Below are 23,980 nucleotides of genomic sequence, written 5' to 3'. Positions count from 1 at the left end.
TTGGTGTTCGCTCGACATAAAACTGTCTAGGTAGGGGAGAGTGTAGGGAATCCCATGGTGATCACTGCACCGCCATCCTTACGGTTCCCTGCCGAAATCAGACCTCCGGAGCGCTCAACGATCGCGCGGGATATGGCTAGTCCTAGCCCTGATTCGCCATCTTTTCCTTTTACAAATCGGTGGAACAGGTATGGAAGCAGGTCTTCTGATATGCCAGGGCCATCATCACTAACGGAGAGCAGAACCTGATCATCTTTAACCGAAGCATGAATGTAGATATGCTGGTTGGCATAACGAGTTGCATTGGAAACTACATTAAGCAGCGCCTGCAATAGCTTATCTCTATCGGCCCGGATCGTAAGTGGCTCACAGTCATCGTAGGATACATGTAGGGTCAGTCCCTTTTTCATCAAAAGGGGGTTCATGCGTTCAATTGTTTCTACGACTAAATCGTCCAGAGAAAGCTCGCTAGTTCTAAATATATCCTCCTCACTATCTAGCTTTGCAAGCAGGGTCATTTCAGTAACGAGTTTCTTCAGACGACTACTCTCACTCATAATAATATCCAGACCTTTATCGATCCCTTCCCCCTCGAAGATACCATCCTTAATCCCTTCAGCATACCCAGAGATAGACATTAGTGGGGTCTTTAATTCGTGTGAGGCATTCTGGAAAAATTGCTTCTGTACGTGGTTAAAACGATTCAATTCGCCAGCCATGTCATATACCGACTTAGCGACAGCGCCAATCTCTCCGCCAGCTTTGATTAGCTTAACGGCTGAAAAGTGGCGTTCCTTTACCTTTTTCAGCTCTTGCTGCAGCTTCATTAGAGGTTGGATTAGCTTTTTCGTGATAAACAGGCCAAATAGGAGCATGAATGCCCCTGCTGCACCGAAAACGATTAGAAGTCTTTTGAGCAGAGCTTGTTCAATTGTTGTAACTGCGCTCATAGGTGTAAGCAGAGTTAGCGTGCCTATCGGGGTGGACTTCACTTCCGTTATATATCTTGCATCTGTTCCATTCCATATGTTCTGGAGATCCGAGGTTTGACCTGCGACAAACTGCGTATTGGAGTTTACCGCGATTGAACTCATATTCGATGAGGTGGACAATACTTTTCCTGTCTCATCGCTAAGAATGGCCTCGACGCCTGCAGTACCAACAGTAGAAGGCATGATCACGGGTAACGCATGGAGTTCAGTCCCCATGTCGCCCTTGTACGTGCTCCCCTCAATCATAGTGGCTGACATGGCAGAGCTAATGGTTCGCAATTCTGCCTTTTGTGTACCGACAAAATGATTGAGCAGTACAAAGTGGATCACGACAGCGGTAATAGACAGGAGCAGTACCAATACGATGCTAAAGGCTATATTAATCTGATGTGCTAGCTTCATTGATCTCCATTCCCTCCTCAATACGCATACGATAACCATGTCCCCAAACGGCTTCAATCGGCAGCAGGTCTAGTTTTTTCCGCATTCGTTTAATTAAATGGTCCACGGCGCGGTCGCTCCCGAAATAGTCATCTCCCCAAACATAGGTTAACAGCTCATCTCTTGTAAATGCGCGGTTTGGAGAAGCTGAAAAAACTTTTAGAAGGGTGAATTCTTTGCTGGTGAGTTCAATCTCATTTCCGTGCCAGAACACACGTCTTTCCTCCAATAATAACTGTAGGTGGCTAACTTCAATTTGCGTCGATGGGTGTGGGGTACTAATTGCGGGTTCCACGGGATTACTCATTTTATACCAGCGTTGTAACTGGCGTTTAATGCGAGCAACTAGCTCCCGGGGGCTAAATGGCTTGACCAGATAATCATCACTGCCAAGCTCTAAGCCTAATATTTTATCCACTTCATTATCTCTTGCAGAGATCATAATAATCGGTACCTCGGCTTCATTGCGAATCCGCCGACAAAACTCGTACCCGTCCATGCCAGGCAACATTACGTCGAGCACCCACATATCGGGTGGGCTTGTCTGCCATAAGGTCCATGCTTCCTCAGCGCTGCCAAGGCCGATCGTGCGGTAATTTTCTTTTTGTAAATAGGCTTCTACAAGATTACGTATATGCTGATCATCGTCTACTACGGCAATGAGATAGTTGGTATTCATTTCGTTACCTCCAGAGTATTCTTCTACAATTATATCAATCCATAGGTAGGTATAGGGGTCTGCCATCGTTTTTCCACAAATTAACCAATGTTATGCCACACCCATTTTGTAAGCTTGGACTTGTAAGATCATTCAAATCGACGAGGAGTGTTGTATTTATGAATCAACAGATGATATTTAAAAAGTTAGCGTTGTCCGCCCTACTAGTGTCCGCAGTTGCCGCACCGACTGCAGTGAACGCAGCAAGTGGAGCTAACGATCAAAGTGCGAAGACAACAGCAGCAGCCGTGGTTACTCCAGCAAATAGTGGATCACTTTCTGCAAGCTTAATAAGCTTTGATTGGGTAGATCCCCTGGAACTGGCTAAAACATACGCACCTAATACTCTGGAAGACTGGAAGAAGACCTTGGATCAATATTATAAGGCTGCTGGATTTAGCATTACCGCAGTTTCTGAGCTTGTACCTTCTGAGCAGGCGGACGGAGTTCAATTATCGAAAGAGATTGGATCAGCTGAAGCTCTGCCCGTGAGTTACATTGAAGCGGGTCGCAGCGTTGATATCCAATTACCTGAAGCTCAGAAGATGGAGAGTTTTGCCTCTACTTCAATTAAAGGTGTAGCTGCAATTGCGGCAGTAGAATCAACTGAAGCTACGATTTCAATTCAAGAACTTAGTGAGGCTGATAAAGCCTTCTTCAAAGCCCAAGAGGATCTGAATAGCGCGGCTAAAACCAAAGATTCCACTGTGATTAAGGAAGCTTTAACTAAACTATTGGATCAATATAAAGAAAAAATCAAGGCGTTAGAAACGTCGAAGTAACAGTGATAACCGCAGCTTGATACAGAATAGAGAGAATGAAAAGGTAAAAGCAAAAAGACACCTCGAGGGGTGTCTTTTTGTTACGTAAATGTATCTAGTCCAACCCAATCTCGCTTTTTGCTTGAACCCTTGCTCTTTTCCGCCAATTCACTCCGATTACCCCGGCAATGATCATCACCGTGCCGGTCCAATGATACCATTCCAGCTGTTCATTCAGCAGGAGTACACCACCAAGAATAGAGACAACTGTCGAAAGACTGCCGAAGATACTCACGCGTGAAGCCTCCATTCGGGATAAAGCATAGTTGGAGAGGAAGGAGGTCACTAGGGAAGATAGCACACCGAGATAAATCATGGAGAATATGAATTTTGGCTCCTGAAAAGGTGTGAAATATTGATTCAAGGTTCCTGCTGAACCATGTTTAATGATCGACAATCCATTAAAAAATATAAATCCAAATAAAGTAATCATATAAGTGAGCTCTTTAGGACTCCAAGTTCGTGTCAGCTTTCGGGCCGCAACATTATAGCCGGCAAGGGATAGCGCTGAGATTAGGATGAGTAAGACGCCCCACAGACTAGAGGAAGAAATACTCACGCCCGGAATGGCAAAGATAAGAATGATGCCTGCAACCGATATTAAGGTGGAGATCTTCTGGAAACCGCTCGTAGTTTCTTTCAAGAACATCGCTGCTAAAATGATGGTGAAGATGGGCATGGTCGCCTGAATAATGCCCGCTACAGCAGATGTTGTATGCAGAAGTCCAAAGGCTTGAAGTGTAAAGTACAACGATGGGTATAGTAGAGCAAGTGGGATTACCACTGCTGCCTTGGAAATACCAAACTTCACCCGCCCCCATCCTGGAAAAGTAAATAATGAAGCGGCAAGGAAAGATAATGTGAAGCGGTGAGCTAACGTATCGAATGGGTCCGAGACGGTTAAAGCCATTTTTACAAATATAAAAGAAAACCCGACAATAATAGCATTCAAGATAGCAGCTACTATCGCTTTTTGAGTAGAAAATGTATTCATCTATAAGACCTCCAAAGTGTTGCGCGCATTTAGGACCGGTCCTGTTATGCTCTTTATTCTAACGCTAGAACAGCTGTGCTACAATGTAATTATTGTTCATCTGTACCGGTACAAAATAGACTCGGAGGTAGGTGGAGGGCATATATAAGTATTCGGAGTTAATCAACGATCTGGAATTACAAATCGCTGAAGATACATATCGTGAGGGCGACAAGTTACCTTCTATTCGAGAGCTAGCGCTACGTTATGACTGCAATAAGAGCACGGTTATTCGAGCACTCCAAGACCTTCAGGACAAACATCTAATCTATGCCGCGTCAAAGAGTGGATATTATGTCATGAAACGCAGTGGGGAGCGAAAAGAAGAGGGCGCGCACTGGATTGATTTTACAGCATCTGCACCGGACCCGGATATTTTTCCGTATCTAGATTTTCAACATTGTATTAATAAGGCGATCGATATGTACCGTAAGGATTTGTTTATCTATGGAACGCCGCAAGGGCTGCCGTCTCTGATCCGTGAAATGCAGCGGCAACTGGCATCTTATCAGGTATTTGCTGATTCCAAACAGATTTTCATCACCTCTGGTGTGCAGCAAGCACTTGGACTCTTAACCCGTATTCCTTTTCCGAATGGCAGGGAGCGTGTGTTGATTGAACAGCCGAGTTACCCACTGTTTATGGAGTATTTGAAGACGTACGACATCGAGACAGAGGGGATACAGCGTTCGGATGACGGGGTGGATTTGAATGAATTAGAGCAGTTATTTAAGACGGGCCAGTTCAAGTTCTTCTATACCGTACCACGGTTTCATAATCCGCTTGGCGTTTCCTATACCCGCAACCAGAAGAAGGCGATTGCCCAGCTTGCAGCTAAATACGATGTGTATATCGTTGAGGATGACTACATGGCAGATCTGGAGCAGGATACGAAGCAAGATCCGATTTATGCCTATGACAATACATCACACGTTATCTATTTAAAAAGCTTCTCCAAGATTATATTCCCAGGTCTGCGCGTTGGTGTGGCTGTACTTCCTGAGGTGCTCTGTGAGTCCTTTAACCGATTCAAAAGACTGATGGATATAGATAGTTCTATGCTGTCACAAGCTGCCTTGGAGTTGTATTTGAAAAGTGGAATGTTCGAGCGCCACCGAAAAAAGATGCGTTCCTGCTACGGAAAAAGATCCATGCTTCTCCATGATTCAATTAGGAAGGAAGTAGAAGGGGGTTCTGCACATCATTTTTCTTATCGTCCAGCTAGTCAGCTAGTTGTGCATACGTATCTGAAATTGGAGGATGGTATTAGAGCAGAGCAGATGATCAAACGGCTGCAAAAAAAGTTCATTCGAGTGGAGATGGCGGATAGCGGTTACCTTCCCTATTTTGCGAAAAAAGAGAGAATTCTAAAGCTCAATGTATCTAGTGTAAAAGAGCCTGATATTTCTTCTGGCATTGCACAGGTGATTCGAGAAATACGCTGAAGTAGCATCTTTTGAATGTTCTATCTTAATAAGATCCATCAGTTGAGAGGCGACCTCCAAGCTGTTATCTTCCTCTCAATTATGCCCCAATCCTCATTTCTCGTAACCCATAGTTTTTCTCTATCCTCCATTCAGTGAATGAAATAGGTGTTTGATTCTCCTCTAACAGGAGGTTTTATACTTGGTTCAGGTCGGCGGCCAGAAGAGAAATCCAAGGAGGATTATAGATTATGAGATGGATTGAGATCATGCTTGTCTTATTTAATGTATGGATGTTGGGTGGGTTAATGCTAGGACGCCCTAAATCACAACGCGGGTGGCTGATAGGCGGCGGAATTTCTGCTGTTTTACTGCTTGTCCACGCTTTCGTGGAAGGATTGCGGTGGCCGATGATCCCAATGTATCTGGTCACACTATGGGCGATTGTAGGAGGGGGAAGAACTTTCTTCCGATCAACAGCAAGGATAGAAAGAAAGTCGCGACAGCGCTGGAAGACACTAATTATTGGAGGAGTTGGAGTGGTTTATGCTGCTGTGTCCATTGCGCTGCCGCTCCTATTCCCTGTATTTTCTTTTGCGGAGCCCACAGGTCCTTACAAGATAGGAACCATTACCTACCATTGGACCGATTCTGCAAGAGAAGAAAGATTTACGAAAGCATCCGGTGATTCCCGCGAATTAGCGGTGCAAATCTGGTATCCGGCAAGTTGGGAGGCTACTGGAAAAAAGGCGCCCTATTTATCTGATCCTGCTCCCTATATAGAAGGATTACATGAATTTTTGCACCTGCCGGAGTTTTTATTCTCAGGGTTTAAGCTGGTCAACACCCATGCTATTGCGAATGCCGGATTAGCGGATACAGAATCTAAATATCCTGTGCTTCTATTTTCGCATGGATTTATGGGCTACAAGAATCAGAACATGTTTCAAGTCGAGCAATTGGCAAGTCACGGTTATATTGTCGTAGGGATTGAACATGCTTATAGCAGCGTGGCTTCGGTATTTCCAGATAAGCCTGTGGTGAAGTTTGATTCAGAAGGAAAAATGGGCTATGAGCAAATGAAGTATTCTTTTATGGATCGGCGTAATGAAGTTTGGGTAGAAGATGCGAAGTTTGTGCTTGATCGAATGGAGGCCTTGTCTGCGAACGACCCTAGTGGTCTGTTTACTGACCGGATCGATCTTGAACATATGGGCATGTTCGGGCATTCCTTTGGGGGAGCCACGACGGTGCAAATGCTGCTGGATGATCAGAGAATACAAGCAGGCATCGATATGGATGGGGTACTTTACGGTGAAAAGCGGATTCCTACAGACGGCCTAAAGAAGCCTTTTCTGCTCATGAGTGCCGATGACACATTAAAAGGAGTAGACCAAACCACTGATGCAGAAATCATCGCGCTTGGGACGAACAGAGAAGAAATTACAGCCTACTATAATGAGCTGTTTGCCCGTTATGAGCCGGTAACCGCAGGTGGAAACTATTGGATGACATTCAAAAAAAGCACTCATATGAGCTTCTCCGATCTATATCTGCTCACCCCGTTGTTTAAATGGATGGAGGGTGTGGATGTGAGCGGAACGCATGAGTTGATTAATGAGTACACGCTTGATTTTTTTGACCATTATTTAAAAGGGCAGCCCTTGCAATATTTGAACATCAACCTGGGAGACCATCCGAAGTTCACACTTCAACAAGGCGCAGAGTGAGAGTTCTCCTGCCCGAGTTTCCATTGTAATCCTTGCATCAGCAAGGTATTTCCTTCTACAATAACATCCCATTTGGGATTGAGAAGCAAGCACAGTTTATTAAAGCGTTCTATCCGTTCGGTAGGAGCAGTGTGCATGCATTGAGCATATTGACGGAAAAAGGCAGCTTTATCGCGGAACTGCTCTGGATCTGCATACAGCATCACAAAATCTTCAACAATAGCCTGTACAACAGCGCTGTCTGCTGATAATTTGTGTTGCAGGGCTGCTTCCACCCGGACTCGGATACTCTCCAGCGTTCTGATCCAGGACGCAGCGGGAACACGAGGGTGTCTGACCATATTGAGGAAGGGCAGTTCGAATCGGACAAGCTCCTCCATGTACTGCGCATCATTCATTAGCGCTTGTAGCTCATTCCAAGCTACGGTTTGCCCAGCTGTCACTTTGACTTCATTGATAATATATTTATTGAACAAATATAAAAAAGTATTCTGCCATTCGGATGGCAATTGACTGAACGGTTGTATTTCTTCTATTTTGCTGGAGATGAACTCGTTTCGTTTAGCGGTATTCATGGACAAGGAGTCAGCCAGCTCATTCATGTAATCCATGGAATTGCCTGATGAATCATGCGCTTGGGCTTGGCGCAGAATCGAAATCATATTAGTCAGCGTATTAACCTGCGTCTCCAGTGCTTCGATTTGCCAGTTGAGTGCTGTATTGAGCTGAATCTCTCCAGCGATGACTTGGCGGATCTCGTCAATGCCAAAGTCCAAATAACGCAGTGTTGTGATCAGCCGCAGGCGGGAAATATCTTCGGGAGTATATAACCGGTGTCCACCTTCGCTGTGACTCGATGGTTTCAAAAGATCAATGTCGTCATAATAACGGATGGTTTTAATGGTTGTGCCCAGCAGCTTAGCCACCTCGCCGATGGTTTTGGTATCTTTACGCAAGAAATCACCCCTTCTGATGGAATAATACGATGTTGCAATTGATTGTACCGAAAGGAACAACAGCTTTCAATTAGAGCTTACATTTGGATGATAGTAGAGCAAACTGGGATTACGGCGTTTACTGCTGGGATGTTTACCATTCTCATAACGCAAAACAGCGATCCACCAATAACGGGGGAGCGCTGTTTTTTACCGCAACTATTTATCAGTATAGATGATGTCTCTTATTGATCTTCTACTATCTCTGACTGCCAGCCTAACTGTCTGCACATCTCGCTGATTTTGCGAATATTCAGCCTAGCATCGATCCGGGTTAAGCCCAATCTGATCGAAGTATCCGCAGCCCAGCGAAGCAAGTACACCAAGGTATCAGCCTGCGCTTCTTTAGCCGCATAATCTAATAATACAAGGGTATTGTCTATGACACCCGCGCGTACATATCCCCAATAGCTGCCATCAAATTGCCGTATGGTAAACAACTCGCGATCCTCTGTCACTCCAACCTCTTCTAGTGGACTCTCCAGATGCTCCAGCCACTCCTTTTCAGAAGTGAAATGCAGTGTATATTGCGGAATGTTCCACTCAGTTGTCTGGGTCGCGAGGTCGGCAAGCTGCTTACTATTTTCTAAAGGGATCCAATTTTCCAAGGGATGATCTAACTCTGCGGGAACGTCTACGACTATTTTCCAGGGTCTGTGGTTTACTTCTACGCCAATGGACCCAAGGATCTCAGGTACGCCGACACTTTCCAAGCCTCTTTGCTTGGCGATCCGAATAAGTGCTCTCAGTGCATCCGGTGAACCTTTTGCAACATCATTACTATGCATGACTACAATGGTTCCATTCTCAAGCGTAGGTTCAACTCTGGCAACGATCTCTTCAGCAGAAATACCAGACCAATCTCCGCAGTCAACGCCTTCAATATCTAGATAATCGCCCCATTCTGTCAGCCACTCGAGATTTTCTTCCCGGAATGAGCAATATGGAAAACGCATGAAATTGGGAGAAGGGAGACCCGTTGCGTCCTGATAGGCCAGCTCAGTCAGCTTCAATTGCTCTAAGAATACCGCCTTTGGCACTTGGGCCATTCGCCGATGATGGTACGTATGCGGAGCAAGCACATGACCACGGGACAGGATCAATCTCGCCTTCTCTGGATAGCGATCCATCCATTCCCCAGTGAAGAAAAAGGTGCCGACAGCACCTTCCTCCTCCAAAACATCAAGCCATAATTCAACGGGAAGCTGGGAAGGCCCATCATCAAATGTAAACGCGCAGATGGCTTGGTTCACATCGCCTTTCCAAACCGCTTTAGCTGACATATTGACGCCTCATCTCTATGGTTATTTAGTAAAAAAGTTCGGCAAGAACTCTTTATTTGCTTCCAGCATTTCATCCAGCATACGAACCGCCACATCTACAGATGGAACGAGTGGATGATGCACCATTGCCTGAAGGGCAAGCGCACGATCACCGGTCACAGCGGCATCAATGGCTAGCTGCTCGTAGGTTTTGACAGCATGAATAAGCCCTTTGGCCATCGGTGGAATCTTAGTCAGTGGTAGAGGTAGTGGTCCGTTCTTGGTGACAACACAGTTCACTTCAATGCTTGCATCATCTGGCAAAAAGTCCAGTATGCCACGGTTAGCAACATTCAAGGTCTGGATGTCGTTTGAACCGTTATAGAGCGATCTCATGAGATTAACTGCTGCTTCTGAATAGAAAGCACCACCGCGTTGTTCTAGCTGTTTCGGTTTCTCGCTCAGCTCTAAGTTGGCGTATAACTCAAATAGCTCTTCTTCTACGCGTTTGACGACTTCAGCACGGTTGATACCTTGCTTAAACGATTCCATCTGCTCTTCGAGCATGGCATCCGTCATATAGAAATATTTCAAATAGTAGGAAGGCACGGCGCGAAGAGATTTTAGGAATTCTGGATTCCACTCTCGGGCTGGCACGTTCTTGGCACTGTAGCCCTCTGTGAGCATATCATCCAGCTTATCTTCACCTTCAACGTCGATTCGAGTAATCCAGTGTAAGTGATTCAGACCAACGAATTCGGCATAAACACGGTCGGCAGCTACGTTATATTTGGCGGATACTTGTTTGATCAGACCGATAGGTGCATTACAGAGACCGATACTCTTTACTTTGGAGTATTTCAGAACAGCCTCAGTGACCATTCCTGCAGGATTGGTGAAATTGAGCAGCCATGCGTTAGGAGCCAGCTCTTCGATATCCCGGCATACATCCAGAATGACAGGGATCGTACGCAGTGCTTTCATCATTCCGCCAGGACCTGTCGTTTCTTGACCAATGACACCATATTTAAGAGGAATCGATTCATCACGTGCGCGGGCATCAAGCATACCGACACGCATCTGAGTGCTGACGAAGTCTGCACCTTCGATAGCCTTCCGGCGGTCTGTTGTAAGATGAACTTCAATCGGAAGCCCGGATTTCTCAACCATGCGTTTAGCGAGATTTCCAACGATATTCAGCTTGCGAAGTCCAGGTTCGATGTCTACGAGCCATAGTTCACGAACAGGAAGCTCCTTGTAATGAAGAATAAATCCCTCTACCAATTCGGGTGTATACGAAGAACCCCCACCGATAACTGCGATCTTTAATCCTTGATTAGTTGCCAAGATCAACCACTCCTGTCTTTTTTGTTTGTTGGATCGATTCATAATCTTGAAATTGCCGCATGGTCTCATACGCTTCATTACTAAGGGTCAAACCATCTTGATCCATCGCGGACCATACGGCACCTACTACAGGCTCTGTGGCAAGAGTCACCACAGTTGCTTGTGGAGCTGCGGCTTGTACAGCTTTCTCAATAGGTCCGCGAATCCAGCCGCGATCCCCACGGGTTAGCAGACTTCCCGCCAGAACCACATCGAAGGTGTCCTGCTCCATCCCAAGCTTGTGGATGACTGCCGCAGCGGACTTCCCTAACTCAACGCCTTGCCGATTTAGAATCTCTAAGGCTACAGCATCTCCTTCAGCTGCTGCTTCGAAGAGCAAGCGAGCAGCATGAACAGGGACCCTTTTCCAATGATTGAGGAAATCATTAAACATATCTGCAACTTCCTCATAACCTAGCAAGTTGAGTAGAAGTCCGGTCAAGAGGGTAGGTTGCTCCCGTCCATCCCAAGCTCTTATGACAGAACGAAAGACTTCAATGTTGAGTGCACCGCCACCGCCGAAGTCACCGTACATGTAGTCAAAGCCACCACACTGATAGTGCTCTCCTCGCGTGTTTCTGCCTGCCGAATTGGTGCCTGTGCCGCAGATTAGTGCAACTCCATAAGGGCGAGTCGTCCCTGCACGTAATCCGATCATGGTGTCACAGTTAATGGTGTAATTGATAAATCCGATCTCGCGAATCATTGGATGGAGAATGAGATAATCGGCCTCTCGGTCAGCACCGGCAAGCCCAAGATAGGTATGTTGGATGTCCTCCAATCGGAGTCCAGCCTCATCTAGTGCCCCGAATGTGGCCTCTCGAATGCTGTTGGCTGCCTCAAGTGCGCCTGTCTGGTGGTTGCCGTTACCGCTCCTGCCCTTACCGAGAACATTGCCATGTTCATCGCATAGCAGAGCATAGGTTTTGGTGCCTCCACCATCGATCCCCAAGTAGTAAGTCAATGGTTGTCACTCCTTGTTTATATGATTTAATTAATTGGAAGTAGTAGATTCCCGTACAATTAACTCTGGGTCAATCTTTACTCCAGCTCCGCGCTTCATCTTTCCAGAGATACGTTTTAAGAGCATTTCGGCAGCTGCTAATCCAATTTTGTCCGAAGGCTGACGGATCGTTGTTAAATATGGATGAAGCTGTGAAGCAATATAATGATCATCATAGCCAATCACAGCTACTTGTTCGGGTACCCGAATGCCAGCTTCCATTAACGCGTTGATGACGCCAAGGGCGATATTGTCATCGCCAGCGAATACCGCAGTAGGTAATTGTCCTTCGTTCAGCCAACGCTTGCAGGTTTCGTATCCCATTCCAATTTCGAAATCACCATGTACAATCTCAAATGGAGTAAGACCTTTTTCCTCAAGCGCTTGTAGGAATCCGGCACGCCGCTCCCGCGTACTACGGAACATCTCCTGTCCACATAGATGAGCAATTGACGTATGACCAAGCGCTAACAGATGACTGGTAGCCATATAGCCACCCTTGAAGTTGTCGATCGTGATAGAGTAGGTGTCATTCTCGGGCTTTTGGTTATCAATCAGCACATAGGGGATGCCGCGCCGTTTTAATTCCACAATATAATTATCCTCTTCCATCGGAGAGAGTAGAAACAAACCGTCTACACGATCCTCCTGGATTAAATAATGGCTATCATCCGATTCGATGCCTGCTGAGATGGAGATGGCCAAAAAATAACCATGCATCGCTAAGACTTCATTCAGCTCTTTGACCACTGCGTCAAAAAAAGAATCCTGCAGGGTCGTGACAATAATCCCGATAATTCCCGTCTTACCGCTTGCCAGACTGCGTGCCGCTGCATTAGGGCGATAATCCAGCTCTTTAATGGCCTCCAGCACCTTCTGGCGATTATTCTCGCGTACCGATTCGGCCCCATTTAAGACCCGGGATACGGTTACAACCGATAATCCTGATTTTTTGGCTACATCAAAAATACTCACTTTCATCTCTAGTTCTCCTCGCGGCAGATTTTCCGATCCTGTTTTCTACCTTTAGTATACAGGGTTGGCAGACTGTCCGCTAAACGTATGATTTCAAACAGGTATACCGTCCCTAAAGGGACGGTATATCTGCCAAATATTAACGATGAATGATCTCCGTAACTTTTTTCTGAATCGTCGTCATCACCTCTTCCACCGTCTTATGTCCAGTTTCTACTGGCTGCAATTCATTAATGAACATGTCATTAATTTGCGAGTAGTTGGTGATCAAATGGTTGTAGGATTCGAAGCCATAGTTCACAGCACCCTCGTAGACATTTTTGATATCTTGTGGATCGATGCCGTCAAAATGTTTATAGTATGCTTCAGCAGCTTCGGTGTTGACTGGCGGGTTACCGCCACTAAGCTCAATGGATTTCTCCTGCACTTCGGTAGTGATCAAATATTTGATCCATTCCAAAGCTTCCTTCGGATGTTTGGAGTCCTTCAAGATCAGCAGCGGATCGACGTAAAGTGTGCTGCGTACCTTATCGTTGCCTCCCCATGGTACAGCGGCTACACCGATTTTGAAGGGAAAGTCATTCGCACCTGCAAGGTTCCATGAGCCACCGATAGACATCCCGATTTTGCCTGCAACAAAGGGATCACCGTTCTGTCCAGCTACGCTTTTGCTCCACTCGGAGGAAGGAGAGACTTTATCTTTGAAGACGAGATCAAAGAGTTTGTTGTAGGCAGCAATCACTTCAGGGGAATCAAAATAAGTCTCGGAAGGCACGCCGCCATTCGTCCATGTATCCTCTGAATAAGGCTGCGCTCCAAAATATAATGGCCGCATATCGCGTTCAGACCAGGTGAAGTCTACGCCATATTGTGTTTTGGCAATATCATCGGAGACGAGAGTCATTTGTTTAGCCTGGTCGACCATCTTTTCAAACGTCCAGCTCTTATCTTCATAATCGCTTGTTGGGTAAGTCAGTTTGGCAGCATCAAACATGTCTTTGTTATAGAGCATCAAGGTGACATACATATTAACTGGGATACCATATGTGTGATCTTTAACCTTATAAATGTTCATCAGGTTCTCTGGGATGTTGTAATCGGCTGCCTTGAAACCATCCTCTTTTATTAGGTCGGTTAAATCGAGCAGCATATCTTTGTTGTAGTATTCTGCGAAACCTCCATAACCCCAGTGACTTGTCACATCGGGTGATTTGCCACCGGCAATTAGCGTTTGCAGCTTGCTGTCGAACTGCTCATAAGGTGCTTTTTCCACTTTTACTTTAATGTTCGGGTGCTGCTTTTCGAAATCAGGAATTAATTTCTCAACAAAAGTCCGGTCTTCTGAATCTATTGTGTAATGGGTGATGGTTACCGTTTCTGCTTTGCCTCCTGAATTAGTCGAGCCACCAGTTCCTTCAGATAGAGTGTTACCCGCCGATTTGCCGCCACTACAGCCTGACAATGCCAGAACAACAAGCATGGTTGTTGCAAGTAAAAGCGCACTACTTTTCCTGTTCTTGTTCATTAGCTAAACCCTCCATGATTTCAAGTATATTTGGCCGCCCGGATGGCGGATTATTACTTAATCCCTGTAAGTACAATCCCTTCGACGAACTGTTTCTGTGCTACAGCAAACAGCGTAACGATAGGAACCATAGCTAGAACCGAAGCGACCATCAGCAAATGCCAAGGTGGAATGCGGAATCTCGATGAGGTGAGAGAAGCCATCCCGACGGGTAGCGTGAACTTCTCTGACGAGCTTAGGTAAAGCACCGGTGTAAGCAGATCGTTCCAGTTGTAGATAAAAGCAAAGATAGCTACAGTTGCAAGGGCGGGTTTGGAGAGTGGGAGTGCTATAGTAGCCCACATCCGTATTTCGCCGCATCCATCAATGCGTCCGGCATCAAACAGCTCTTCAGGCAACGTGGAGAAGAATTGGCGCAGCAGGAAAATGTTATAAGCTGAGCCGAAAAAAGCAGGCACAATCAAGGGTAGGAAGGTGTCAATCCAGTTCATTTGTGAAAAGAGTACGAATTGCGGAATCATAATGGCTGGATAAGGCAACATCATTGTGCTCAACAATAGGATGAACCATATCTGATTTCCTCTACCTCTGAATCTGGCGAATCCATAGGCGACCAGCGCTGAAGAAATCAAGGTGCCTACAACGCTGAGACCGGCGATAATTAAACTATTTTTGTAAAGCGTACCGAACTGCAGGGTATCAAATATTTCTGTGTAATTGCTCCACTGCCAGCTCTCTGGAAGAAAGGTGGGTGGGAACTTCAGCATCTCACGTTTGGACTTAAGTGAAGTGGAGACCATGAAGAACAAAGGAAGCAGCATCAGAAATGTTGTAACTACTAAAGTAATAAAGCTAAAAATCTTAACAGGCTCCACTTTTCGACGGCGTTTGGTTCCTTTAGTCTGGGGGCTTAGCGCTCTGACTGTACTCATTTGCGTCCGCCTCCTTCGTAGTGAACATAACGGTTAGACAATTTCATAATTAGTGCGGTGCACAGCATAACTACGATGAGGAGCACCCATGCCAAGGCTGAGGAATAACCGGCACGATATTCTTTGAAAGCACTGGTGTAGAGATTATAGACATAGAACCAGGTAGAGTAATTTGGACCTCCTTGAGTCATAACAAAAGCTTGGGTAAAGACTTGGAAGGAATCGATCAGTCCCATAATTAGTTGAAAAAGCAGCACGGGAGAGATCATCGGTAAGGTAATGTTCAAGAAAATTCTGAAGCGTCCGGCACCGTCAAGGTTAGCGGCTTCGATCAAGCTAGCCGGTACGCCTTGCAGACCTGCGAGGAATAAAATCATTCCTGAGCCTGCTGTCCAGAAGGTCATGATGATCAAGGCATATAGTGCAGTGTCCGGGTTCATCAGCCAAGCCGGTCCATGAATACCGAACCAGGAAAGGATGTAATTGAAGAGCCCGATCTGCGGGTTGAAGATCCAGTACCATAGGAGGGACATGGCCACGCCGGATACCATGCTTGGAAAATACATGGCCGTTCGGAAAAAGCCGCGCAGGGGAATGGTCTGGTGAAGCAATAGCGCAAATCCAAGACCGAGAACAAGCTGGATAGGTACACCGATGAAGGTATATCTCAGTGTGACAACCACCGATTTCCAGAATAGGTCATTGTGAAACATCTCTGTGTAGTTAGCGAGCCCGATAAACTTAGGTGGGTGTATGATGTCATAATCAGTAAAGCTGAAGTAAAGCGATGATAAGATAGGATAAAGGGCGAATACTAGGAAGCCGATAATCCAAGGAGAAATGAACAGATACATGTAGAAAGTCTGCCGCCTGTTCTCGCGATTGATCATGACACACCAACCTCTCATTTTAAAGTATAAGCGCTTTAACTTTTGGTCGTGCTAATACTATTAAGTAGCAATAATAATAGATACCTTGGTATTAAAGTTTAACCGCTTTAACTTTTTGGTTCGCTTGATAAGCTTATCATAGAGGATGATCACTAAATAATCAATACTTATTTTTAACTATAAGAGCGCTATCAGTCATTAAACATAACATTAACTCTGTTATTTTTTTGGGAAAGTCCCTCGAACAAGATTTCTAAGGTTTTTGTGATAGTAATTATAACATATAAATGTTATTTTCGATTGATATTTCTCATGCTATGATTAGGTTTGGTCATATTTTGTGAGAAATGAGGAAACTGAATGACGACTAGACCTTACTTAAAAATGATCCAGCATTCTGTTACAACCTCAGGGATTACCTTTGAGGAAGTTACACCGAATTTCGTATATAGAGCTACGGATGGATTGAAATCATTTGTGATGGTAGACGCTGAGATCGGACTAAACAACAGTGCTTCTACGATCATTGCTATGAGTAAATCTCTAACTTATGACGTTTTGTATAAGGCGAATATCCCCGCGGTAGAACATATTTATTTGCCACATCCTGACTCCAAATTTAACAACTTGAATCCTTATTCATTGGCTGAACGTTATTTCCAAGCGTTCAATGGAGAAGTAGTTATGAAGCAGGATAACGGGGCACAGGGAAATCATGTGTACAAAATTAATGAGATAGCCGATCTGCACGAAAAGCTGGATTTATTATTTTCTTTACAGCTTAATGGGGCAATAGGTCCCTATTATGAAGCGGAGATTGAGTATAGAATCGTAACTTTTAATCACCAGGCGCGTGTATTCCTTGGCAAAAAAAGAGTTCGCTCGTGGAAGCACAATTTGATTAACGGGGCTGTTGCTATTGAGGTTAGCGATCAGGCCAAACGAGCGGCGCTTGCGGCGCTTGCTTCCGAGACCTCTAAAGCGATGGGCCTTGATTTCTGCTCCGTGGATATTTTGGAGACAGATCAAGGCCTCAGGGTGATCGAAGTGAATCATAAGGTTATGCTAGATGAGTATTGTAAGCAGAATCCAAGTGAAGTGCCAGCTCTATCTGATCTTTATCAGGAAGTCATTCTCCAGCGCTTTGAGAAGCTATAAGCCGATATCGAGCAGCGATTGCCCGAATAATCTTTTGGCATTTCCGATAAAGGTTTGCGTGCCAACAATTACAATAATCTCGGAAGACGAGCGAGTTTGTATGTGCATTAGAGCGTCCTCTAAATAGGGGAACTCGTAACTTTGTTCGATAAAACGTTTGGCAACATGGAGTGCATCTGTAGGAAAAGAAAGATGACTAATATCGGGCTTTGTGATGATTAATTGATCCGAGACCGAACTCATCACTTCGATAACCCCTGGGTAATCTTTATCTTTTGGGACACCGATAATTGAAGTTACAGCTCGGCTGCGGTCAGGATTCACAAGTTGAATAAGCTCAGCCAAATAGCCTGCCGACTCTTTATGAATTGCTCCGTCAATTATCGTTAATGGATCATGGCAGATCACTTCACAGCGACCCGGCCATTGCAATTGTGCAAAGCATTTGAGAACGAGTTCCCTATTCAGAGGACCACTTGTGATATCCTCACATAGCGCGACTGCAGTGGCTGCATTTAGAGCTTGAAATTGCCCCAATAACGGAATCGTTAAGGACGGGTAACCCGCTTGATTTGTCTGAACATTAAAAGTAGTTCCAACGGGTGTTATTGCAATAGAGTCAGCCCAGAACTGCTCCTCATAATACTGGACAGTATTGGAAGTGAGGTTCGCTTTTATAGTCGCAAGTACGCTCGATTTCTGTTTGCTGATATAGACGTTAGTAGCCTTGTTTTTGACGATGCCCAGTTTATGTAGTGTAATGCTGTTCAGGTCAGGTCCCAAATTAGCTACATGTTCCTCCATAATCGGAGTAATGACAGCCCAATCATTCTTCAGGACATTCGTGTCATCAAACCTTCCGCCTCTTCCACATTCAATTACATTGAAATCGGTATGATTCTCCTTGAAGTACAACGTCGCAATCGCCAGACCCACCCCAACAGGACCCTGATACTCATCAGCGGCAAGCTGATCTTCAATCGTTTGAAATCCCTCGCGAACCACATTTCCTAATCGTATAAAATCCTCTTTGGATATGGCCCGCCCGTCAATCCGTATTCTTTCGTTGAAATCCACCAGATGAGGGGAGGTAAACAAGCCCACTTTATAGCCTAGGTGACTTAACAAAGAAGAGATAAACCTTGAGGTGGAGCCCTTACCTTTACTGCCTGTGACTAGTATGTATTGTTGATCTCGATCCGGATTTCCGACTAGTTCCAGCAATTCTCTGGTTAATTCCGGTCGTCTAACTTGTCCATCCAAAGTTTCTGTGATGTTGTTAATGGCTCTTAGATAAGAGCTGTAGATCATATCTTCTACCTGGGCTTGTGAAGTGAATTCCACGATCATCGCTCCATTTAGTTAATTTTTGCTCGTTCTTCAGATAGTGTCGTGTAGATGATTATCGGAAGTAGTATCAGAGAAATAGCAACGGTCAGAGCGATGCTCCAGTTCAAATCCTTATACAGCTGTACTACTGTAAACAATAGAGCAATTACAGGCAAGACCAGCTTATTTAAGTGTTTTAAGAATAGGGAGTTCATGCTTCTCTTTACGGTAACCGATGTGCCGATACTGGGGATTTCTAGTTCATTTCGTGACAAAGCGGTGATTCCGATAAATAAGTGGCTGTCGATAAATTTGAGCTGATCATCCTCCTCATTTAGCTTGATCAACTGGGCAATATGCTCAGTGTCTATATCTAAGATGGGGACGGTGATTTCTTTGTTGTTATAGGTGATGACGATTTTGTCGGTCTCTTCCATGCCCAGCAGCTTTCTAACATTGGGGTGAATTCGGCATAGATTTTGGTGCTCATCAAAAGGATAGGGATGTCCTACTCTTAGCGTAAGCTCTCTTTTGCCAATAAAAAGATTTCCTAATGCGGTTAAGGGCCGTTTGATTCCCAGATGTATAAGTTTATGTATGCCTGGCTTGGACTGAGGACTTGTTCTTGCACGGGTAATAATTAGTTGATCATCCTCAGTGGCATGAGTCTCAAGTAACAACATGATATATCTGTTGAAATATAGTGCATTCGGCTTGGCTGTGTCATCCTCTTTTAACGTTAAGTTTACCCGAAAGCCATTCTTAGGATTAATCAGCTCTACATGGTTCGAATATTTGCGGACGAGCGTTGGACAAGCTTTGACATAAGGTTTGGCAATCTCGTCCACTTTAGGAATTCCCCGAAGGATCGTGTTGTACTCAGGTTTAGTAATGGTTAATCCTGTTATGGGGCAATCTCCTAGCTTGTCCTTTGCTCTTTTAGATAATTGAATACTGCCTCTAGGGATATCACTTTTAGATAAAAGCAAACAGCTAACCTGAGCATCATTCTCTGCTTTAAGCTCGACAAAGATATGGTGGACTAAGCCTAATTCAGCCAGCTCATCGGGGTTCATCGTGAGTTCTTCCCGGGCAGTATAGCTTTGTTTGTCCAATAGGGTGAAGGTCTGCTCGATATTTATGTTAGGCACCTCCCAATTGATTGATGATTTGTTCGAGGGAATGAATGGTTTTTTGGAATAAATCAAATGATTTCGGGTTACGATAATTTCGATTAATTTCAATTTGAATACTTTGAACTAACAGCTCTTTGGCGGAATATGATGTGACCGTTCCCGGATGAGATGCAGAAAATGTATGGTTTTGATGAACATTGGTAATACCATTATTGAAAAAAATACGTACGACTTCATTTATATTATTTTCTTGTATGGAAGTTCCGTGTAATGTACCTAGATCAATATCAAATTCCCTATTCTTAGAGGCACCATGCAAGTCTATAACAAAGTTAATTTGATGTTCTTTGACAATTGTTCCAAGTGCAGTCTTATATTCTCCGCCAAGGATGTAATTGGGGTCTTCTTTGGAGAAGCTATTGGAATAGATACAGTAGCAATTGGTAAGCTTTTGTAACAGCAGCGCAAGAGAACCTGTATACATGTCCGCAGGTTTTACTGCATGCTCTCTATAGTGGTTAATGGTATGCGGAGCGGACACAAGGACAGGAAGAGTACCTTTTACAATGGAGTAAGAGGGCTCTACCCCGATATCGCCAAAATAATTATTATTAGAGAATTGTAACTCATACTTTTCGATCAGAGATAAGATATGCAATCACCTATTCATAGTTATTTTAAAAAATATAAGAAAGTCGAAGGCGTTTATACTTGTCTATTATAACGTTTGAAGATTTGTAATGGCGAGTTTCTGCAATAAAATGGTTATTGAAATGTTCCAAACGGTGTGCTAATATTTCAATTGAAAACGTTACCGATAAGGATACCGGAAAAAAAGCGGAGAATATTTAAGTGAAATGAAAACGCTGACATTATTCTCGGTGAGCAAGCTCGGAGACGTCTTTAAGAGAGGTAATTTAATAAAAAGTTCGAGGGGGAAGAAAAATGAAGAATATTAAAAAATATCTAGGGCTCATGTTGGTAATGTCTATGGTTGTAGTCTTGGCAGCAGGGTGTGGGAATAAAGAGAACAATACAGCAACCAATGGTGGAAACGCTTCATCTGGTAAAAATGGATCGGTTTACTTTTTAAACTTCAAGCCTGAAATTGCAGAGATATATGAAAAAATCGCTAAGGATTACGAAGCGGAGACAGGCGTTAAAGTAAAAGTCGTAACAGCTGCAGCAGGTACTTACGAAACCAAATTGAAATCCGAAATTTCTAAGTCCGATGCACCTACGATCTTCCAAATTAATGGACCTGTTGGTTTCCAAGCTTGGAAAGATTACACCTTGGATTTGAAAGATACTAAGCTATACAGCTACTTGTCCGACAAAAGCTTGGCTGTAACTGAAGGCGAAGGCGTGTATGGTATCCCTTACGTAGTTGAAGGCTACGGTATTATCTACAACGACGCCATTATGAAGAAATACTTTGCTTTAGCTGACAAAGCTGTTTCGATCTCTTCCACAACTGAAATCAATAATTTCGAGACTTTGAAAGCAGTAGTAGAAGATATGACCGCTAAAAAAGATCAACTGGGTATCAAAGGTGTATTCGCCTCGACTTCCCTCGCTGCTGGTGAACAATGGAGATGGCAGACTCACTTGGCTAACTTGCCACTGTACTATGAATTCAAAGACAACACTGAGTTTGATAACACAGTTCTTGCCGGTCTGGCTTCTAAGGAAGTTGAATTCAAATATAACGATAAATTCAAAAACATCTTTGATCTTTATATCAAAAACTCTGTGACTAAAGAATCCCTTCTGGGTAGTAAATCTGTAGCGGACTCCATGGCTGAATTCGCACTGGGTAACGCAGCGATGGTTCAAAACGGTAACTGGGCTTGGTCACAAATCAATGATGTAGATGGTAACGTAGTTAAAGCTGAGGACATCAAATTCTTGCCTATCTACACAGGTATGGAAGGCGAAGAAAAACAAGGTCTGGCTGTAGGTACAGAAAACTATTTGGCAATCAACAGCAAAGCCTCTGCTGAGAACCAACAAGCTTCTATCGCATTTTTGGAATGGTTGTTCTCCAGTGAAAAAGGTAAAGCTTATGTAACGAACGACTTAGGTTTCATCGCTCCATTCAATACGTTTGAAGACAGCGAAAAACCAGCAGATCCACTTGCTAAAGAAGTATCCGCTTGGATGGAAAAAGATCTGACTTCTGTAGCTTGGACATTTGCGGCATTCCCAAGTGAAGAGTTCAAAAATGTCTTTGGTGATGCGCTCTTGCAATACGCTCAAGGCAATAAAACCTGGGATGAAGTTGTAACCATCTTTAAGGACACTTGGAAGGCTGAAAAGGCAAAATAATAAATGCATGGAAAAATGATTGAATAACTCTCAGTTGTTATAAAGATAAAAGCTTAGTGCCACTGGATTCCCTTTGGAATTTCAGTGGCACTAAGCAACAATTCGAGTGAATTCATCTGTTTCATCATTTTCCATACTGAGATAGGAGAAGACTCCATGGAAAAATCGATAAGAAAATATTTTGCTCTTTTTGCATTACCGACCATAATAGCCTTTGGGATCGCATTTGTTGTACCTTTTCTTCTAGGTATATATTTATCCTTTACAGAGTTTACTACCGTCAATGATGCAAAATGGATAGGTTTTGGAAATTACATTAAAGCATTTTCAAATCAAGAATTTCTAAATGCACTAGGCTTTACTGTTAAGTTTACAGTTCTATCTGTTCTTACGATTAATGTATTCGCCTTCATACTGGCGATGTTGTTAACTAGAAAGCTAAAAGGGACTAATGTATTTAGAACTATTTTTTTCATGCCTAACTTGATAGGCGGTATCGTATTAGGGTACATCTGGCAGCTGATCTTTAATGGAATTCTGTATAAGTTTGGAGTTACTTTGACCTCTGACGCAACTTATGGATTTTGGGGATTAATCATCCTTATGAATTGGCAATTGATAGGTTACATGATGATTATCTATGTTGCAGGTATTCAAAATGTGCCTAAGGATATAGTAGAAGCCGCAAGAATTGATGGAGCTTCACGTTCAAAGATTTTACGTAATGTGACGATTCCACTCGTAATGCCATCCATTACCATTTGCTTATTCCTAACGTTATCGAATTCATTCAAATTGTTTGACCAAAACCTAGCGTTGACCGCTGGTGCTCCTTCTAAGCAGACCTCGATGTTAGCACTGGATATCTACAATACCTTCTACGGAAAAACAGGATGGGAAGGTGTTGGTCAAGCGAAAGCCGTCGTATTCTTTGCACTGGTAGCCTTAATCGCCTTAGTACAACTTGTCATTACTAGAAGAAAGGAGGTTGAGAACTAATGCAACAGACTAGAGCAAAAGACTATTCCATATTCACTATTTTGTTGGTCTTGGCCATTGCGTTCTTATCTCCGATCTTTATTGTTCTGATGAACTCCTTTAAAGGTAAGTTCTACATTAGTGATACACCTTTCTTATTCCCTAATGGAACTACTTTTGTTGGTTTGAAGAACTATACTAGCGGTATAGCGAAGATTGATTTCTTCAGTGCTTTTGGAATGTCCTTGTTTATCACGGTGTGTTCGGTTGCTGTAATCGTGTTATTCACTTCCATGACCGCATGGTATATTACTCGGGTGAAATCAAAATTCACGAACTTGATGTATTACGCATTTGTGTTCTCGATGATCGTACCGTTCCAAATGGTTATGTTCACAATGACTAAGACAGCCAATGTACTGCATCTCGACAATCCGATTGGGATAATCTTGATCTATCTGGGATTTGGATCAGGGCTATCGGTATTTATGTTTAGTGGATTTGTGAAGTCCATCCCACTGGAGGTTGAAGAGGCGGTTATGATTGATGGATGTAATCCACCGCAGGCGTTCTTTAAAGTGGTATTGCCCATCCTTAAGCCTATAGCTGTAACCGTAGCGATTCTTAATGTAATGTGGGTATGGAATGACTTCCTGTTGCCTGACCTGTTGATCGGTACTGAATACAAAACCATTCCTATTGCGATACAGTACCTAAAAGGTGGATACGGATCGATTGATATGGGAGCTATGATGGCGATGCTAGTTCTAGCTATTGTACCCATCATTATTTTCTACCTCACCTGCCAAAAATATATTATCGAAGGTGTCGTTGCAGGAGCCGTTAAGGGTTAAATAGAATATGTATGTAGAAGCGAGTAGGGTGCTTTTCTTGTTGAGTCTTCTCTTCAAGAATCCCCTACTT

At 43.9% G+C, this 23,980-nt stretch carries 21 protein-coding genes; 7 read left to right on the top strand and 14 right to left on the bottom strand.

From position 1 onward, the window contains the following. Positions 1-26: 26 nt before the first annotated feature. The gene (locus MKX35_RS02230; protein WP_076299950.1) at positions 27-1,394 is read right to left on the bottom strand and encodes a sensor histidine kinase; all 1,368 of its coding nucleotides are present in this window, start codon (positions 1,392-1,394) and stop codon (positions 27-29) included. Then, the gene (locus tag MKX35_RS02225; protein WP_076299949.1) at positions 1,372-2,112 is read right to left on the bottom strand and encodes a response regulator transcription factor; all 741 of its coding nucleotides are present in this window, start codon (positions 2,110-2,112) and stop codon (positions 1,372-1,374) included. The genes MKX35_RS02230 and MKX35_RS02225 overlap by 23 nt, the downstream gene beginning before the upstream one ends. 158 nt (positions 2,113-2,270) lie before the next feature. Between MKX35_RS02225 and MKX35_RS02220 the strand changes: the two genes are divergently transcribed. Beyond that, positions 2,271-2,933 (top strand): hypothetical protein, encoded by a 663-nt coding sequence (locus MKX35_RS02220; RefSeq protein ID WP_076299948.1) that lies wholly within the window; start codon positions 2,271-2,273, stop codon positions 2,931-2,933. Positions 2,934-3,027: 94 nt separating this feature from the next. Here MKX35_RS02220 and MKX35_RS02215 read toward each other — a convergent pair whose 3' ends face one another. Then, positions 3,028-3,966 (bottom strand): DMT family transporter, encoded by a 939-nt coding sequence (locus MKX35_RS02215; protein ID WP_076299947.1) that lies wholly within the window; start codon positions 3,964-3,966, stop codon positions 3,028-3,030. A 140-nt stretch (positions 3,967-4,106) separates the two neighbouring features. On the opposite strand from MKX35_RS02215, the gene MKX35_RS02210 reads away from it, so the two are divergent. Continuing rightward, a complete protein-coding gene (locus MKX35_RS02210; RefSeq protein WP_076299991.1) occupies positions 4,107-5,450 on the top strand; it encodes an aminotransferase-like domain-containing protein in 1,344 nt (447 codons plus the stop codon). A gap of 230 nt (positions 5,451-5,680) precedes the next feature. Further along, positions 5,681-7,159, top strand: a complete 1,479-nt coding sequence (locus tag MKX35_RS02205; protein WP_076299946.1) for an alpha/beta hydrolase family protein — start codon at positions 5,681-5,683, stop codon at positions 7,157-7,159. On the opposite strand, the gene MKX35_RS02200 is transcribed toward MKX35_RS02205, so the two are convergent. The 8 genes from MKX35_RS02200 to MKX35_RS02165 all read right to left on the bottom strand — a co-directional run bounded on the left by MKX35_RS02200 (position 7,141) and on the right by MKX35_RS02165 (position 16,127). Further along, positions 7,141-8,115: a MerR family transcriptional regulator gene (locus MKX35_RS02200; RefSeq protein WP_256716338.1), complete on the bottom strand. Its 975-nt coding sequence runs from the start codon at positions 8,113-8,115 to the stop codon at positions 7,141-7,143. The two genes, MKX35_RS02205 and MKX35_RS02200, sit on opposite strands and share 19 nt — an antisense overlap. A gap of 224 nt (positions 8,116-8,339) precedes the next feature. Beyond that, a complete protein-coding gene (locus MKX35_RS02195; RefSeq protein ID WP_076299945.1) occupies positions 8,340-9,437 on the bottom strand; it encodes a polysaccharide deacetylase family protein in 1,098 nt (365 codons plus the stop codon). Between the two features lie 21 nt (positions 9,438-9,458). Next, positions 9,459-10,763, bottom strand: a complete 1,305-nt coding sequence (locus tag MKX35_RS02190; RefSeq protein WP_371915750.1) for a 6-phospho-beta-glucosidase — start codon at positions 10,761-10,763, stop codon at positions 9,459-9,461. Next, entirely contained in the window at positions 10,753-11,766 is a 1,014-nt protein-coding gene (locus MKX35_RS02185; RefSeq protein WP_076299944.1) for an N-acetylglucosamine kinase, read from the bottom strand. Before MKX35_RS02185 ends, MKX35_RS02190 begins: the two co-directional genes overlap by 11 nt. 30 nt (positions 11,767-11,796) lie before the next feature. Continuing rightward, positions 11,797-12,786, bottom strand: coding sequence for a LacI family DNA-binding transcriptional regulator (locus MKX35_RS02180; RefSeq protein ID WP_042184112.1), 990 nt, complete (start codon positions 12,784-12,786; stop codon positions 11,797-11,799). Positions 12,787-12,919: 133 nt separating this feature from the next. After that, positions 12,920-14,305 carry an ABC transporter substrate-binding protein gene (locus tag MKX35_RS02175; protein ID WP_076286664.1) on the bottom strand — a complete coding sequence of 462 codons (1,386 nt, stop codon included), beginning with the start codon at positions 14,303-14,305 and terminating at the stop codon, positions 12,920-12,922. A gap of 53 nt (positions 14,306-14,358) precedes the next feature. Next, positions 14,359-15,237 (bottom strand): carbohydrate ABC transporter permease, encoded by an 879-nt coding sequence (locus MKX35_RS02170; protein WP_042184115.1) that lies wholly within the window; start codon positions 15,235-15,237, stop codon positions 14,359-14,361. Further along, the gene (locus MKX35_RS02165) at positions 15,234-16,127 is read right to left on the bottom strand and encodes a carbohydrate ABC transporter permease (protein ID WP_042184117.1); all 894 of its coding nucleotides are present in this window, start codon (positions 16,125-16,127) and stop codon (positions 15,234-15,236) included. The genes MKX35_RS02170 and MKX35_RS02165 overlap by 4 nt, the downstream gene beginning before the upstream one ends. Before the next feature lie 360 nt (positions 16,128-16,487). Between MKX35_RS02165 and MKX35_RS02160 the strand changes: the two genes are divergently transcribed. Then, the gene (locus tag MKX35_RS02160) at positions 16,488-17,285 is read left to right on the top strand and encodes an ATP-grasp domain-containing protein (RefSeq protein WP_076286662.1); all 798 of its coding nucleotides are present in this window, start codon (positions 16,488-16,490) and stop codon (positions 17,283-17,285) included. Here the strand turns inward: MKX35_RS02160 and MKX35_RS02155 are convergent. From MKX35_RS02155 to MKX35_RS02145, 3 genes are read right to left on the bottom strand one after another with little or no spacing between them, the layout of a single operon-like run. Beyond that, positions 17,280-18,629: a bifunctional folylpolyglutamate synthase/dihydrofolate synthase gene (locus MKX35_RS02155; RefSeq protein ID WP_076286661.1), complete on the bottom strand. Its 1,350-nt coding sequence runs from the start codon at positions 18,627-18,629 to the stop codon at positions 17,280-17,282. The genes MKX35_RS02160 and MKX35_RS02155 overlap by 6 nt on opposite strands. A 14-nt stretch (positions 18,630-18,643) precedes the next feature. Then, the gene (locus tag MKX35_RS02150) at positions 18,644-19,765 is read right to left on the bottom strand and encodes a hypothetical protein (protein ID WP_143759509.1); all 1,122 of its coding nucleotides are present in this window, start codon (positions 19,763-19,765) and stop codon (positions 18,644-18,646) included. Beyond that, on the bottom strand, positions 19,758-20,408 hold the full coding sequence (locus tag MKX35_RS02145; protein ID WP_076286659.1) for a hypothetical protein: 651 nt from the start codon (positions 20,406-20,408) through the stop codon (positions 19,758-19,760). The genes MKX35_RS02150 and MKX35_RS02145 overlap by 8 nt, the downstream gene beginning before the upstream one ends. A 287-nt stretch (positions 20,409-20,695) precedes the next feature. Here MKX35_RS02145 and MKX35_RS02140 point away from each other — a divergent pair, with 287 nt between their 5' ends. The 3 genes from MKX35_RS02140 (at position 20,696) to MKX35_RS02130 (ending at position 23,910) form a co-directional block, all read left to right on the top strand. Then, positions 20,696-22,078, top strand: coding sequence for an ABC transporter substrate-binding protein (locus tag MKX35_RS02140; protein WP_076286658.1), 1,383 nt, complete (start codon positions 20,696-20,698; stop codon positions 22,076-22,078). A 156-nt stretch (positions 22,079-22,234) separates the two neighbouring features. Further along, positions 22,235-23,077 (top strand): carbohydrate ABC transporter permease, encoded by an 843-nt coding sequence (locus tag MKX35_RS02135; protein ID WP_042184126.1) that lies wholly within the window; start codon positions 22,235-22,237, stop codon positions 23,075-23,077. After that, positions 23,077-23,910, top strand: a complete 834-nt coding sequence (locus tag MKX35_RS02130) for a carbohydrate ABC transporter permease (protein ID WP_042184128.1) — start codon at positions 23,077-23,079, stop codon at positions 23,908-23,910. Before MKX35_RS02135 ends, MKX35_RS02130 begins: the two co-directional genes overlap by 1 nt. Positions 23,911-23,980: the final 70 nt, after the last annotated feature.

This window comes from Paenibacillus sp. FSL R5-0923 (assembly GCF_038009145.1).
Classification (GTDB): Bacteria; Bacillota; Bacilli; order Paenibacillales; family Paenibacillaceae; genus Paenibacillus_AQ.
This window is presented reverse-complemented; position numbering and strand designations above follow the sequence as displayed.